Genomic DNA, 13,389 nt, shown 5'->3' with positions numbered 1-13,389 from the left:
AAATATATCGAAAGTTTGTTAGGCTTCAGGAGGCATTTTTTATAAAGGGATTTACTCGTCCTTCAATGTGGTAGCAGGATTGATCAATGCAGTACTGATGGTACGGTGGCTTACCGTTATGGCTGCTATTAGTAACGTAACTATGAAAGCCACCAAGAAGAATCCCACTCCTAAATCTATGCGGAATTCATAATCATTGAGCCATTTATTTAAAATGAAGTAAGCAACAGGTGCTGCTATTAAAAATGCCACAATTACCAGCACAAAAACTTCTTTGGTGAATTTGCCTATAATACTCAAAATTGAAGCACCCAAAACCTTTCTAATACCAACTTCCTTGGTACGATTAGATGCGATGAAAGCTATCAATCCATACAATCCTAAACACCCAATTATGATTGAAACTACTGAAAAGGTGCTCATTAAGGTAGCTACACTTTGCTCTTGTTCATAATTCTCAGCTAATTCTTCATCATAGAATTGCCAATTGATTACAAACTCCGGGTATATCCTTTCCCAGGAATCTTCAAAATGAGTAATTGCCTGCTTTACGTTAGCCCCTTCTCTAGTCTTAAAAGCGACTTCATAGAAGACTTCTGGATCTCTTAACAACATCACATATTGAAAGTCTTCACTTAAATCCTGAGAATGAAAGTCCTTCATCACGCCAATCACTTTTAAGTCATTTCGCTTCCAACCAGACGTTAGCTTCTCTCCAAGAGCACCTGGATAATCATCTTTAAATCCCATCAGGTCAGCGATTTTCTGATTGATGATAACATAATTGATACTGTCTGTTGAAAGGAGGTTTCTTCCGGCCAAAAGTTCTAATCCATAAAGGTTTACATACTCTTCATCCGCTGGCTTGAAACTCGCATTGAAGTCCTCTTCAATTTCCAATGGAGGGTAATTGAAATTAGAGTGAGAATTAGAATTTCCTGTTGGAGAACTTAAAGAGAAAGTCACATTCTCAATGGCGGGGTGTTCAAGCATCAAATGCTTAAATCGATCATTTTTTACAATGTCTCTCTCCGGTAGGTAACTCTTAATAATTGCTTCTTTTTCAAATCCAAGATCCTTTTCCATGAAATATCGCATCTGAGCAGATATGATAACAGTTCCTATGATGAGAAACTGAGAAATGGTGAATTGTGCTACTACAAGCGTTTTTCTAAAGTTCAGACCTCCTGAATGATCTTTGGAAGTGATCTTACTTTTCAGTGCCTGAACCGTATTCATGCTGCTAAGCAAAATGGATGGATAAAATCCTGACAAGAAGCTCACCACAATCAAAAGCAGGATCATAAATCCAAGTGTCTCAAACCCAACAAAAAGGTCCAGAGTTAATCGGGTACCAATCACATCTTCCAGCTGGACAAAAAGGAATTCTGCAATCGCTAATGAACAGAACAGAGAAACCAATGTAATGAGAGTTATCTCTGTAAAAAACTGCACAACCAACTGTCCAGAATAGCCACCAATTGCTTTTCGTATACCTATTTCTTTTGATCGATTGGCAGCTTGTGCTGTAGCCAGGTTGATAAAATTGATGCATGCAGTTAGGACTAAAAAGATTGCAATGATGGCAAGTGCTTTAATTAGCTCCGGGGAAGTAGAATAAATGTAATTGCCATATTCGTCATCGAAATGTATTTCTTCAAGTGGCTGAGAAACAAACCTTCTTCTTTCTGAAGCCCCCTCTTCATAGTACTTGTCTACAAAGTCAAGTAGCTTATTGTTGAATGCTTGCTGATGAAAACCTTCGCCGACAAGTATATAAGTATTTGTATTGGAGCTGGTAGAACGCCATCTTTTTCCCTCTCCGAAATAAGGATTATTTGCAGACTGGCCATTGTACTCAAGCAAAACAGTAAACGGAAAATTAGTCGCCTCAAGTGGATCAGTAATGACACCAACAATTTTGTAATCTGCCAAGTTGCCTACATTTATTGTCTCACCCATTACGCTAGCTTCATCACCTTCTTCTACTCCAAAAATTTTTCTGCATTGAGATGCTGAAATTACGGCGGTGTAAGGTTCACGTAAAGCAGTTTCTTTATCGCCCGCTAGGAATTGAGTAGCGAAGATTTTAAAAAATTGATTTTCAGTATATACGACTCCCTCTTCTATGAGAAACTTCTTGATATCGTGACCCTCTTTTACATTGATCTGATCTCCGTACTCATAATGAATTCTTACAACTTCTTTTATTTCCGGGAAATCCTCTCGGAGAGCTGGACCCACCGGATGAGGTGTTCCCATTCCTTTACTAACCTCACCTGCTCTTATGCTCTGGTTAACAATTCGATATATTTTATCAAAATTAGTCTGATGGGTGTCAAAGCTATTTTCAAAAACTATTACCTTATAAATAACCAAGGCACATCCTATGCCTAAAGCAAGACCTAAAACATTGAGAAAAGTGTAGACTTTATATCTACCGAGATTTCTTATGGCCGTTTTTAAATAATTCTTGAGCATGGTCATCTAGGTTTTCAAATTAGTATAGGATCAAAACCATGCCAGAATACTTAACTATCTGATTTACAAAAAAATACACCTGACTCCAGTTTAAAAAGTGAAGCCAGGTGTACACATAATTCGTTCGATTTCGAACAAGATTAGTCTTCTTTAGATACTTTGATTACCGTTTTATAGATGAAGTAGATAATCAAACCAAAAATGATTAATCCAGGCCAACTAGAGGCATCTTCAAATATTCTCATTGCATTTGGATCGCCTCCCGATTTCATAACGCCTACCGTTAGGCCTGCGATTAAAATTCCCATTAAAGCCTCCCCAGTAATAAGGCCAGAAGCAAGTAATAAACCAGCATTATTACCCCTTTCAATATTCTTATTCGATTTCGTTGATTTTGTTAATAAATATGCAAGTACACCTCCGACAAAAATGGATGAATCTAGCTCAAAAGGTAGATATAGACCAACCGCTACGGCAAGAACCGGCATTCTGAAATTTGAACCTTTCGATTTTAAGTATTGATCAAACGCAATAATTGCAGCAGCGATACCTGCTCCTATGTAAATAATGTTCCATGGTAAGCCACCTCCAAAAATTCCTTGAGCCACACTCATCATAAGGGTAGCTTGAGGAGCAGCTAACGCTTCTGGTTGTTCGGGTGTTGGTGCTCCAATACCATTCCCTATCAATAGAATATTTAAAACAATAGGTATTGCAAGCGCTCCGGCTACAACACCTACCACTTGCATAATTTGTTGTTTGTATGGTGTAGCTCCTAAAATATGTCCAGCTTTCAGATCCTGCATGTTATCACCAGCAATCGCTGCGGCACAGCACACCACTGCGCCAATCAGAATGGCACCTGCGGCTCCTGCCAGATCATTGCCGGTTCCCATTAAGGTCAGTAGTAAAATAGAAGCAAATAGAATGGTTGCAATGGTTACTCCAGAAATTGGGTTATTCGAACTACCGACCAGCCCTGCCATATAGCCTGCTACTGCTGCAAATAGAAATCCAGCAACAACCATAATCATTGTCATAGTTATCGTCACTGTTACATCACCAATTGCGGATTGATAAATAAGGAAGATTGGAACAATCATTACACCAATTGCAATAATCACCCATGACATAGGTGTATCCATATCAGTTCTAATCTGATCTTTCATAGAAGTACCACCCTTTTTAAATGCGGAAATACCCGCTTTAAACGCCGTTCCTAATGATCCTGCCAGACTTAATAGTGCCCATAGACCTCCTACTACCATTGCGCCCACTCCTAGATATCTCATTTTTGCACTCCAAAGTGCTCCTCCCAAATTGTCAGCATTAACATCACTGACACTTGAAAAACTTCCAAGCTCAACAAGTTCAGCAGCTACTGCATCAAATCCATTCGATCCAATGTAAACAGGCATTGCAATCCACCAGGTTATAACCCCTCCAAAAAATACAAGAAAAGAAATATTAAGCCCTACTATATAACCAACTGCAACTAAAGCTGGAGAAAGATTTAAGCTGAAGTAGCCATAGAATTTTTGTCCAATAAGTGTTGCTTTCTCAAAAAGACCACTCCACAAATTAAGAGCTGAGTCTGCTAACTTAAATAGCCCCCCTATAATGGATCCCCACACCAAATACTTGACAGCTTTACCCCCTTCTTCACCAGTTTTCAGTACCTCTGCCGTTGCTACGCCTTCTGGAAACTTTAGGTTTTCCTCTACGATCAATGCTCTCCTTAATGGGATAGTGAACAAAATACCCAATATTCCCCCGCACATAGCAATGGCCATGGTTTCAAAATAGTTGAATTCCTCCCAGTATCCCATAATCACTAATGCAGGAATGGTAAAGATGACGCCAGCAGCAAGTGACTCTCCTGCTGATGCCGCCGTTTGTACCAGGTTATTCTCCAGAATATTGGAGTTTTTGAAAACCTTCAAAAGTGCCATTGAGATAACAGCTGCTGGAATTGATGCTGAGACAGTAAGACCGGCAAAGAGCCCAAAGTATGCATTGGCTGCTGAAAGCACTACAGATAGTAAAGCTCCTAATATGACCGCCTTTACTGTAATTTCTGGTAGACTGGTGTTCGAATCGATATAAGGTTTTTCCATTTAAGTGGGTTTAGAGTTAGGTTGATTTTTTGATCACCGACAAAAATGTCTATTTGTATTGGATTAAACAAAAATGGATCCCTCGACCCTGATTGAGTTCCCAACTATTGCCAAGATTCCCTACACCGTCAAGCCGATGACACATCATGTGATGAAAGGAAATTCCACGAACGCAATAGACAATGATCTGTTTAGTGTCGTAGTTAACAAAAACAACAAGCATTATGAAAAATCTAGAAGTATTGTCTTACGAAGAAGCTAACCATGAATCAAAAGGTATTTTTGATGATTTAAAGGAAAAAATAGGAAATGTCCCAAATGTATATGCTACGATTGGCAATTCTTCCAAAGCGCTAAAAGGCATTCTTGACCTCAACAATACATTGTCAAAAGGTGAGTTTTCAGGTAAGGAAATAGAGACTATTGCATTAGCAGTAGCACAAGCTAACGAGTGTAATTATTGCTTAGCAGCACACACTGCAGTTGGAAAAATGCAAGGCCTGACCGAAGATCAAACAATTGAAATTAGAACTGGAGATATTGCAGACGAAAAATTGAAAGCGTTATCAGCATTAGCAAAGAAGATCACAGTAGCGCGTGGTAACCCAGACCAAGAGTTTATCAACAACTTCTTTTCAGTTGGTTATAATAAAGCAGCTTTAGCCGAACTAATTGGTCTAATTGCAGTAAACACCATAACCAACTATACAAATCACATTTCTGATACGGATATTGATTTCCCAATTGCTCCAGAGCTGGAACACGTTTAATTAAGATTTTGATTGGTCACAGAAAAGGCTGGATAATTCCAGTCTTTTTTTATTCGTATTCCTGATCACCACTGGACGTGGTACCGTTAATTTTGTAGCCACCTCTGTCTATTACCAATCGTTTTTCACCAGATCTATTGCCTACTTCTAAGTCCCCTGAAGTTGCTGTTAAATCGAAACTCAATTCATCCAGGTCATTCAAAAAATCTATTTCGATGTTGCCAGAAGTAGCATCGAAATAACAATTATCATTTACTTCAACTTTATATCCATCAATTTCTCCTGAGCTGGTACGAATCTTAAGTCCTCCCACCCCTTCTCTAATCTCAACATCTCCTGATGTCGTTTGTATCTCTATCTTGCCATTAAAGCCGGATACAGTCACATCTCCAGAGCTCGCCCGAGTATCAATATTACCTCTGGAGTTAAAAATGTCTTGATCTCCGCTTGTGGATTCAATCTCAGAATCGCCTGTAAGTCCATCTATATCAATATCACCACTAGAAGTTTCTACTTCAAGATTTGCAATTATACTTCTGAGAGTAATGTCACCACTTGAGGCTTCAATTTTGGACTCAGAAGCTCGAAGGTTTGCTACATTTATATCCCCTGAAGAGTTATCTATATCTAATCGCACGCCATCTGTAATGGTTAAATCTATTCTAGATTCCTCAATGCGGTAATTCCTCCAGCTTCTATTGGTTTCTCGATCAACTCTAATAACAAGAGTCTTTCCAACAATATCTGTCTCAAATTCATAATCCCCTTCATCTCCGTTTCCAGTAATCACTCCTTTGAAATAAACCCGGTCACCAGAGTTAACATAGATGTCAACGAAAGATCCTTCAATTCTTACTTCTTCAACATTTTCTGCTTCAAGCTCAGCTTTTGCAAGTATGTTTTGAGAAAGTGAGTTAAATGCAATTAATACGGCAATAGAAAAAAGAAACTTCTTCATAATGTAGTTTTTAATTAAAGATGAAGATTTCAGTAAATGGTTGCTTTATCCCACCTTATATTTTTTCATTGCAGCTAATAATCGAAGGCCTTCTTTAAGGTATGGATCATTTTTTAGCTTTTCATCGATGGCATCCTTCCCAGAAATCTCTGAATCATCAACATTTGTTGCAAGATCATCATCGTCATTATTCGAATTTTCTCGTCGCGTCTCAAGATTAAGTGACACAGACTTTCGGTTTCTATTTTCTCTAGCTTTTTCAATATCCCGTACCAGCTTTTGCAAGTCTGGATCTGTATTTAAATCCTTACGATAGAGTTCATTTAAATAATCCAGTAGCTCTTCAGAAACTGTGTTTGTTGGTTTATAACTAGCACTTGCAATTTCGTCCCAAGGCAAGGCATTCTCTCTGCTTCCTTCACCGAAATCTTCAGGTGAATAGATTGAAGGAAATTGTACATCAGGAGCGATCCCTACTCTCTGATTGCTACTTCCGGTTACACGGTAGAATTTAGCTAGTGTCATTTTTATTTGACCAAGATTTAGCTCAGGATTTCTTATGTAACGACTCAAATCGATCACGTTCTGCACCGTTCCTTTTCCGAAAGTGCTTTCCCCTATGATCACTCCTCTTTTGTAATCCTGGATTGCACCTGAAAAAATCTCGGATGCAGATGCGCTTCCACGATTCACCAAAACAGCCAAAGGTCCATCGTAAAATACTTCTCCACCATCTTCATCGTCCATTTTATCCACTGATTGATCATAATTTCTTACTTGCACAACTGGACCGTCTGGTATAAATAGACCACTCATTTCTATTGCTTCTTGCAATGAGCCACCACCATTAAATCTTAGGTCAATTAACAATCCATCCATTCCTTGGCTTTCAAGTTCTGTAATGAGTTTCCTAACATCCCTGGTAGTGCTTCTGTAGTCTTCTTTTCCAGCACGTAGTTCTTCGAAGTTTAAATAGAAACTAGGTACAGTAATCACACCCAAATTGTAGGTTGTATTGCCCTCCGAGATTGGAATCATTTCAGACTTTGCCGCCTGCTGCTCCAAATTAATCTTATCTCTGACAAGTCTTAAAGTATCTGGCAGAGCATTAATGCCCTCACTGGCTTTGAGGATCTGAAGTCGAACAATTGATCCCTTTGGTCCACGGATTTTTGCTACAACATCATCCAGCCTCCAGCCAATGACATCAATAAATTCCCCATCATCGCCTTGTGCTACCCCGATGATCTTGTCATCCTTTTGCAACTGCTTGCTTTTATATGCAGGTCCTCCAGGGATGATATCGGCAACCTGAGTATAATCCAGATTTTGCATTAAACGAGCACCAATTCCTTCCAAGGAAAGGCTCATGTCGATTTGAAAATTCTCTGCGTCTGGCGGAGAGAAATAATCTGTATGAGGATCATAGGCATTCGTGTATGCATTCATGTAGCTCTGAAACACATCTTCACTATTGTATTGGTAAATGGCCTTTTGAATGCGTTGGTATCTTTTCTTAAGGCTCTCCGAAATATCATCCCATTCCCGCCCCGTCAGTTTATAGTTTAGTGCTTGATTCTTTATGATCTTTCTCCATATCTCATTTTGTTCCTCTTGACTGGTAGGCCAGTCAGAATCTTCTCTATCAAAAACGTAAGTCTCGTTTTTGGAGAAATCAAACTCGGTATCTAAGAGGTTAAATATATTGTCTATTTGATCTAATGCTCGTCTACGGTAAATATCAAATACATCATATGCAAACTGGAGTTCACCTTCTTGAATCTGATCATCTAATTCATATCTAAGTTTTTCAAACTTGGCGATATCAGAATCATAGAAGTAAGCCTTGTTTGGATCAAGAGATTCAAAATAGTTGTTAAATATTACGGACGATATTGAATCATTCAATGGAAGTTTACGGTAGTGAATTCTCTTTAAAAGATTGGTTATAACATAAGCTTCACTTGGGTGCTCCTCTTTAGGGACCAGTGTTTTTAACGTATCTCCTTCCAGTAAAAGCTGAATATCACTTCTGTATTCAGTTGAGATTCCAAAAGAAGTTAGAAGTACAAACCCGGCAATCAACAGCAACTTATTCATATGTAGTAAATTTTTTAGACGTACTCTTTCAACGCAATATTGAAAAGATTGATTTTAAAAATAGCTGATTTTTTGTGAGTGGTTCAAATAGTGAGCCAAAACCAGTATTTTTAATAAAATTTAACATGTATGAAAAAGTACGCACTGGGTACACTTTTACTTGTTATCGGGTTTATACTAATCACTCTGACTTTCTTTTCATTTATCAAGTCAAAAGACTTTGAGAACCGAATGACACAATCCGAGTTAGAGGCAAATGATTTGCGAGAAGAAGTTATTCGATTACAAAAAATAGCGGTAGATGAAGCTGCCAGAGCCAGAGCAGCTGAAGCTGATGCATTGCAAAATGCTGAGGAGGCCAATAGACTATATGGAATTATCAAAATGTAAGGGCCAATGAAGGATTTAACAAAATATGGACTTCCGTGGCTTATTCTGTGCCTGATCTTAATTCTTTCTAACACCTATGATTGGAACCTTGGCGGTCGAGGAGTTGGGCTACTTATTGGATTAGTCTCTGTCTATTATTTCAATTTAAACAACCCTCACAAGGCTTATAGATTAGCCGTTATTCTCTCGCTATTGGTTTGGCTAATTGCTATCCAAATACGCGCTGAATATTATGCTGAGATTGGTAGCTGGCTGCCAGCACTTGCAGCGGCGGTTCTAGCCTTTATCTATTTTCAAAGATACCAGTCAAGAGAAGACAAGCACTGGGTAGATATTCTGAAATTGGCGGGTGTAATCGCATTGCTCCCGGCTACTTATTTTGAGTCTGAGTTAACCGTATTTATCGTTACCTATTTAGCATTTATTTATTTACTTGATCGATTTATAATCAGAAGACAAATGAACAAAACAACACAAATAGTCACTTTCTGTTTGATGGGGCTCATAAGCCTTTCCTTTATGATTTTCTCTTTTATCAAAGCTGATGAAGCTGAAAAGGAAAAAATCAGAGCAGAAATTGCTCAAAAACAAGCCATTGAGGAACGAATGAGAGCAGATTCAGAAGCGGAGAAAGCAATGGAGGCAGCAGCTGAGGCGAGACGCCAAGCAGAACTTGCTGCTATGACATTAGAAGAGTGTATGTCCAAGAACAAATAATCTAATTTCTAACCGTTACAATTATGAAAAAGAATGCAGTAATAGGAATACTCATCTTATTTATTGCTTTTGCAATGACTTATGCAAAGATCAAAGCTAATGAAGCGGAATATGAGGCGGAAAATGCACGTCAATTAAAAGAACAGGTTGAGGAGCTTAGTAAGCTAGCTGAACAACAAAAAGCGCTAGCCCTAGAAGCTGCTGCTGAAGCAGCTATGCAGCGAGCAATGGCTGAAGAAGCAATCGCAGAATGTGAATCGAGAAATAAGTAAAATGAAAAAGAACATCCTAATTATTCTATTAACTATTATTTCGGTTTTATCAATAGTCTTTGCATTTATTAAAGCAGATGAAGCAGAAAAGGAAAGAATGGTGATAGTGGAGGCGATGAGTCAAACGAAGGCAGAAAAAGAAAGAGCTGATGAGCTTTCCAAAATTGCTCAAACAAAAGCTGCAGAAGCAACCATGGCCAAAGCTGAAGCGGAGCGGGCAATGGAACTCTACCTTGAATGTAGAGAGGGAAGATAGTCCTCACCCTTTCAGGTGATTTTTGCATTTCTTTTTTACCAAGATATTTTTCTCGCTTTATTTGGATCAAACAAGACAACTATGAAAAAGCGAGTAACAGGCATTGGTGGTATCTTCTTCAAAACGAATGATCCTGAAAAAATGAAGGATTGGTACAGACAGCATCTTGGGATTGAGTCGGACCAATATGGGGGGCTATTTAAATGGCGGGATCATGAGGAAAAAGAGAAAGAATGTACCACAGCTTGGGGCCCATTTTCAAAAGACACCAAGTATTTTAATCCCAGCAATAAAGAGTACATGTTCAATTATCGGGTAGAGAACTTGGTAGAGCTGCTCGAAGCATTGAAAAAAGAAGGCGTTGAGATTGTGGGCGAGATAGAGGAGTTTGAATACGGCAAGTTTGGCTGGATCATGGATCCTGAAGGCAGGAAGATAGAACTTTGGGAACCGATAGATGCTCCATTCTTATAGTTTACATATGGAGCATCTTGTCTTTTATCAGTCGCTTATCTAAGTATTGAATCAAAACGACTGTTACACCTATCAACACAGCTAAGGGTACAATTTGATTGCCTCCTTTCAATGTCTGAAAGGTATTTAAGACTGATGGCATAAAATATGCGATTGTTGCATATCCAAATCCAAATATTACCAGCGTTCCTAATGCCATCCACAGATATAATCTACGTTGGCTTCTTTTTTCTCTTCGTCTGATTGCTTTGATCACTCGATCTTTGAAGTCTGACTTCAATTGAAATGAGGGCTCTGTTCTTAAAGCCTCTTCTATCAATTCTTCTATTTTTTTCATAGTAATGCTACCTCCCTTCTTGCATGATCTTCTACAATAACTTTTAATTTTTGGCGGGCTCTGTGAATATAGTTCTTTACGGTTCCCTCAGGCATTCCGGTTACCTCAACTATTTCCGGATAACTAAAGCCGTCCAGGTAAAATAATGATAAAACTGTTTTATAACTATGTGGAAGCTGCTCCACAAGCCTTAAAATGAATTTCTTCATATCCTGCTCTTCAGTGACATCATTTATTTCGCCTACTTTAAAAGCTACTTCCTCTAACCCAACTTGTTCCAGTTTTTTCTTTTTCGCAAAATTAACTGCCATACGATAAGCAATTGTTGCAATCCATGTGGAAAGCTTCGAATCAAAATGAAAGCTGTTCAATTTATCAATCACTTTAATAAAAACATCTTGACAAAGCTCTTCACGATCCATATCATTTGAAACTACTCGAGTTACCATGTGAATAACCAGCCGCTCGTACTTACTTATAAGTAAACGAATAGCGGAATCACTCCCACTTAAAACCTGACGTACCAGTTGTTTTTCATCCATGGATACCTATATGTCAATTGACTAAAGAAATATGTTGCAAAAAATTATTTTTTTATTTCTGCAACATATCTTCATGTAGGTCATGTCACACCTGAAAAGATGTTCAACATAAAAATTAGACAATTATGCACGATTTAATACCTATTGTAGCGATTATTTCAGTCTTCGGATCTGTAATACTATTTGTATCTGTTTTGACCAATTATTCGCTAAAGAAAAAACTTATTGACAAGGATATGGTAAATGCCGAAACGGCAAACCTATTCAGCAAACAAGGCAATAAACACAATGCTCTTAAATGGGGATTGATAGTTTTATTTGGAGGTCTTGGGTTAATTATCATTGATAGCATGGGTTTAGATGGAGATGAAGCAATGCCTTATGGAATTGAAGCTGTTTGTATCGCTATTGGGTTCCTTACCTATTATGCTTTAATGAAAAAGGAAATGGACTAAAAATTGGTACTCTTTAAAGTACTGGCGCAACTCAAAGGTCAATAAACTCAATATCAAGGTGTTGCGCCTTTTTTATTAACTTTATCATTAAACTATAAATGTTTTCGCAAACGTTTTAAACCTTTAGGCGCCTTACTGTGTCTAACTAGTCCTATGAAGTGGAAAATCCTAATCAAACTTCTGTATCTGATCATACTATTCGCAGTAGCATCCTATAAATGGGAGAAGGAATCCCAATTAATAGATTCCGATCCCAAAATTGACCCTGTCAATCTTCAACAAGCCTACAACGAAGCATGATCTAACGTTTTCATTCCTAAGAGGAGAGGCTATATTTGCGGAACGAAAATTCTGTTAAACAACACTCAAACTCTTACACAATGAAATTCAGACCTGGTGTACTTACCGGACAGGAGGTTACAGACCTACTGAACTATGCCAACGAAAATAATTTTGCATTACCAGCAGTCAATGTAACCAGCTCAAGTACGGTAAACGCAGTACTTGAAGCAGCCAGAGACATCAACTCTCCGGTAATGATCCAATTCTCGAATGGAGGTGCTGCTTTTATGGCAGGAAAAGGTCTATCGAATGATGGACAAGCAGCTGCTATCGCAGGCGGAGTTGCTGGCGCTCACCATGTGCATCAGCTAGCTGAAGCCTACGGTGTGACAGTTATTCTACATACAGATCATGCTGCCAGAAAACTTTTACCATGGATTGACGGATTACTTGACTCTGGCGAAAAGCATTTTGAGCAAACTGGAAAGCCATTGTACTCTTCCCACATGCTTGACCTTTCAGAGGAGCCAATTGAAGATAACATCGGTACTTGTGTTGAGTACTTCAAGCGAATGGATAAAATGGGTATGACCCTTGAAATAGAACTTGGAGTTACAGGAGGAGAAGAAGATGGCGTTGATAACACTGACGTTGATAATTCAATGCTGTATACTCAACCTGAGGAAGTAGCCTATGCTTATGAAAAATTGAAAGAGGTTAGCGATAACTTTACGATTGCAGCAGCATTTGGAAATGTTCATGGGGTCTACAAACCTGGGAATGTAAAGCTTACTCCTATTATCCTTAAAAACTCTCAAGACCACATTCAAGAAAAACATAGCACGAGTCACAATCCTGTGAATTTTGTTTTCCATGGTGGATCGGGATCTTCCAGAGATGAAATCAGAGAAGCAATTTCTTATGGAGCGATCAAAATGAACATTGATACAGACCTTCAATGGGCATACTGGGACGGGGTAAGAGGTTACTATCAAGCCAATGAGGGCTATCTTCAGGGACAAATTGGTAATCCGGAAGGAGAAGATAAACCAAACAAGAAAAAGTACGATCCAAGAGTTTGGATTCGAGAAGCAGAAAAAACTTTCGTTGATCGATTGAAGATCGCTTTCGAAGATTTAAACTGTGTTGATAAAAACAACTAAAAATCGGATATGCCCTGAGCCTGGCTCAGGGTATTTTTTTGTCTTTTTACTAATGGATTCTGGAAACAAGTTCAG

General features: G+C 38.6%; 15 protein-coding genes. 9 read left to right on the top strand and 6 right to left on the bottom strand.

The window, feature by feature from the left end; genetic code table 11:
- Window positions 1-51: 51 nt before the first annotated feature.
- Together ACOMC3_RS05975 and ACOMC3_RS05970 are read right to left on the bottom strand one after the other, a co-directional pair.
- Window positions 52-2,481, bottom strand: coding sequence for an ABC transporter permease (locus tag ACOMC3_RS05975; protein ID WP_420318620.1), 2,430 nt, complete (start codon window positions 2,479-2,481; stop codon window positions 52-54).
- Window positions 2,482-2,621: 140 nt separating this feature from the next.
- Complete coding sequence (locus ACOMC3_RS05970) at window positions 2,622-4,598, bottom strand: OPT family oligopeptide transporter (protein ID WP_420318619.1); 1,977 nt, start codon at window positions 4,596-4,598, stop codon at window positions 2,622-2,624.
- 224 nt (window positions 4,599-4,822) lie between these two features.
- Here ACOMC3_RS05970 and ACOMC3_RS05965 point away from each other — a divergent pair, with 224 nt between their 5' ends.
- Window positions 4,823-5,368, top strand: a complete 546-nt coding sequence (locus ACOMC3_RS05965) for a carboxymuconolactone decarboxylase family protein (RefSeq protein ID WP_420318618.1) — start codon at window positions 4,823-4,825, stop codon at window positions 5,366-5,368.
- A 49-nt stretch (window positions 5,369-5,417) separates the two neighbouring features.
- On the opposite strand, the gene ACOMC3_RS05960 is transcribed toward ACOMC3_RS05965, so the two are convergent.
- A complete protein-coding gene (locus tag ACOMC3_RS05960) occupies window positions 5,418-6,326 on the bottom strand; it encodes a DUF4097 family beta strand repeat-containing protein (RefSeq protein WP_420318617.1) in 909 nt (302 codons plus the stop codon).
- A 45-nt stretch (window positions 6,327-6,371) separates the two neighbouring features.
- On the bottom strand, window positions 6,372-8,426 hold the full coding sequence (locus tag ACOMC3_RS05955; protein ID WP_420318616.1) for a carboxy terminal-processing peptidase: 2,055 nt from the start codon (window positions 8,424-8,426) through the stop codon (window positions 6,372-6,374).
- Between the two features lie 129 nt (window positions 8,427-8,555).
- On the opposite strand from ACOMC3_RS05955, the gene ACOMC3_RS05950 reads away from it, so the two are divergent.
- From ACOMC3_RS05950 to ACOMC3_RS05930, 5 genes are all read left to right on the top strand, one after another.
- On the top strand, window positions 8,556-8,816 hold the full coding sequence (locus ACOMC3_RS05950) for a hypothetical protein (protein ID WP_420318615.1): 261 nt from the start codon (window positions 8,556-8,558) through the stop codon (window positions 8,814-8,816).
- Between the two features lie 6 nt (window positions 8,817-8,822).
- Window positions 8,823-9,533, top strand: coding sequence for a hypothetical protein (locus ACOMC3_RS05945; protein ID WP_420318614.1), 711 nt, complete (start codon window positions 8,823-8,825; stop codon window positions 9,531-9,533).
- Window positions 9,534-9,556: 23 nt separating this feature from the next.
- On the top strand, window positions 9,557-9,805 hold the full coding sequence (locus ACOMC3_RS05940) for a hypothetical protein (RefSeq protein WP_420318613.1): 249 nt from the start codon (window positions 9,557-9,559) through the stop codon (window positions 9,803-9,805).
- Between the two features lies 1 nt (window position 9,806).
- A complete protein-coding gene (locus tag ACOMC3_RS05935) occupies window positions 9,807-10,061 on the top strand; it encodes a hypothetical protein (protein ID WP_420318612.1) in 255 nt (84 codons plus the stop codon).
- Between the two features lie 81 nt (window positions 10,062-10,142).
- The gene (locus tag ACOMC3_RS05930) at window positions 10,143-10,535 is read left to right on the top strand and encodes a VOC family protein (protein ID WP_420318611.1); all 393 of its coding nucleotides are present in this window, start codon (window positions 10,143-10,145) and stop codon (window positions 10,533-10,535) included.
- 1 nt (window position 10,536) lies between these two features.
- Here the strand turns inward: ACOMC3_RS05930 and ACOMC3_RS05925 are convergent, their stop codons facing one another.
- Both ACOMC3_RS05925 and ACOMC3_RS05920 read right to left on the bottom strand, forming a co-directional pair.
- A complete protein-coding gene (locus ACOMC3_RS05925) occupies window positions 10,537-10,872 on the bottom strand; it encodes a hypothetical protein (RefSeq protein WP_420318610.1) in 336 nt (111 codons plus the stop codon).
- Window positions 10,869-11,414, bottom strand: coding sequence for an RNA polymerase sigma factor (locus tag ACOMC3_RS05920; protein WP_420318609.1), 546 nt, complete (start codon window positions 11,412-11,414; stop codon window positions 10,869-10,871). The genes ACOMC3_RS05925 and ACOMC3_RS05920 overlap by 4 nt, the downstream gene beginning before the upstream one ends.
- A gap of 125 nt (window positions 11,415-11,539) precedes the next feature.
- Between ACOMC3_RS05920 and ACOMC3_RS05915 the strand changes: the two genes are divergently transcribed.
- The 3 genes from ACOMC3_RS05915 (at window position 11,540) to fbaA (ending at window position 13,314) form a co-directional block, all read left to right on the top strand.
- Window positions 11,540-11,869, top strand: a complete 330-nt coding sequence (locus ACOMC3_RS05915; protein WP_420318608.1) for a DUF6249 domain-containing protein — start codon at window positions 11,540-11,542, stop codon at window positions 11,867-11,869.
- 153 nt (window positions 11,870-12,022) lie between these two features.
- Entirely contained in the window at window positions 12,023-12,169 is a 147-nt protein-coding gene (locus tag ACOMC3_RS05910; protein WP_420318607.1) for a hypothetical protein, read from the top strand.
- Between the two features lie 80 nt (window positions 12,170-12,249).
- A complete protein-coding gene (gene fbaA / locus ACOMC3_RS05905) occupies window positions 12,250-13,314 on the top strand; it encodes a class II fructose-bisphosphate aldolase (protein ID WP_420318606.1) in 1,065 nt (354 codons plus the stop codon).
- The last annotated feature ends 75 nt before the right edge of the window (window positions 13,315-13,389 follow it).

The organism is Ekhidna sp. (genome assembly GCF_965212185.1).
Taxonomy (GTDB): domain Bacteria; phylum Bacteroidota; class Bacteroidia; order Cytophagales; family Cyclobacteriaceae; genus Ekhidna.
Note: the sequence above shows the minus strand (reverse complement) of the source record. Positions and strands in the feature narration are given on the sequence as shown.

Bases quoted from the DNA above. Each gene is read 5' to 3' on its own strand.
- ACOMC3_RS05915 (WP_420318608.1), top strand. From the start codon at position 11,540: ATGCACGATTTAATACCTATTGTAGCGATTATTTCAGTCTTCGGATCT.
- ACOMC3_RS05965 (WP_420318618.1), top strand. From the start codon at position 4,823: ATGAAAAATCTAGAAGTATTGTCTTACGAAGAAGCTAACCATGAATCA.
- ACOMC3_RS05945 (WP_420318614.1), top strand. From the start codon at position 8,823: ATGAAGGATTTAACAAAATATGGACTTCCGTGGCTTATTCTGTGCCTG.
- ACOMC3_RS05960 (WP_420318617.1), bottom strand. From the start codon at position 6,326: ATGAAGAAGTTTCTTTTTTCTATTGCCGTATTAATTGCATTTAACTCA.
- ACOMC3_RS05940 (WP_420318613.1), top strand. From the start codon at position 9,557: ATGAAAAAGAATGCAGTAATAGGAATACTCATCTTATTTATTGCTTTT.
- ACOMC3_RS05935 (WP_420318612.1), top strand. From the start codon at position 9,807: ATGAAAAAGAACATCCTAATTATTCTATTAACTATTATTTCGGTTTTA.
- ACOMC3_RS05930 (WP_420318611.1), top strand. From the start codon at position 10,143: ATGAAAAAGCGAGTAACAGGCATTGGTGGTATCTTCTTCAAAACGAAT.
- ACOMC3_RS05970 (WP_420318619.1), bottom strand. From the start codon at position 4,598: ATGGAAAAACCTTATATCGATTCGAACACCAGTCTACCAGAAATTACA.
- ACOMC3_RS05950 (WP_420318615.1), top strand. From the start codon at position 8,556: ATGAAAAAGTACGCACTGGGTACACTTTTACTTGTTATCGGGTTTATA.
- ACOMC3_RS05910 (WP_420318607.1), top strand. From the start codon at position 12,023: ATGAAGTGGAAAATCCTAATCAAACTTCTGTATCTGATCATACTATTC.
- ACOMC3_RS05955 (WP_420318616.1), bottom strand. From the start codon at position 8,426: ATGAATAAGTTGCTGTTGATTGCCGGGTTTGTACTTCTAACTTCTTTT.
- fbaA (WP_420318606.1), top strand. From the start codon at position 12,250: ATGAAATTCAGACCTGGTGTACTTACCGGACAGGAGGTTACAGACCTA.
- ACOMC3_RS05975 (WP_420318620.1), bottom strand. From the start codon at position 2,481: ATGCTCAAGAATTATTTAAAAACGGCCATAAGAAATCTCGGTAGATAT.
- ACOMC3_RS05920 (WP_420318609.1), bottom strand. From the start codon at position 11,414: ATGGATGAAAAACAACTGGTACGTCAGGTTTTAAGTGGGAGTGATTCC.
- ACOMC3_RS05925 (WP_420318610.1), bottom strand. From the start codon at position 10,872: ATGAAAAAAATAGAAGAATTGATAGAAGAGGCTTTAAGAACAGAGCCC.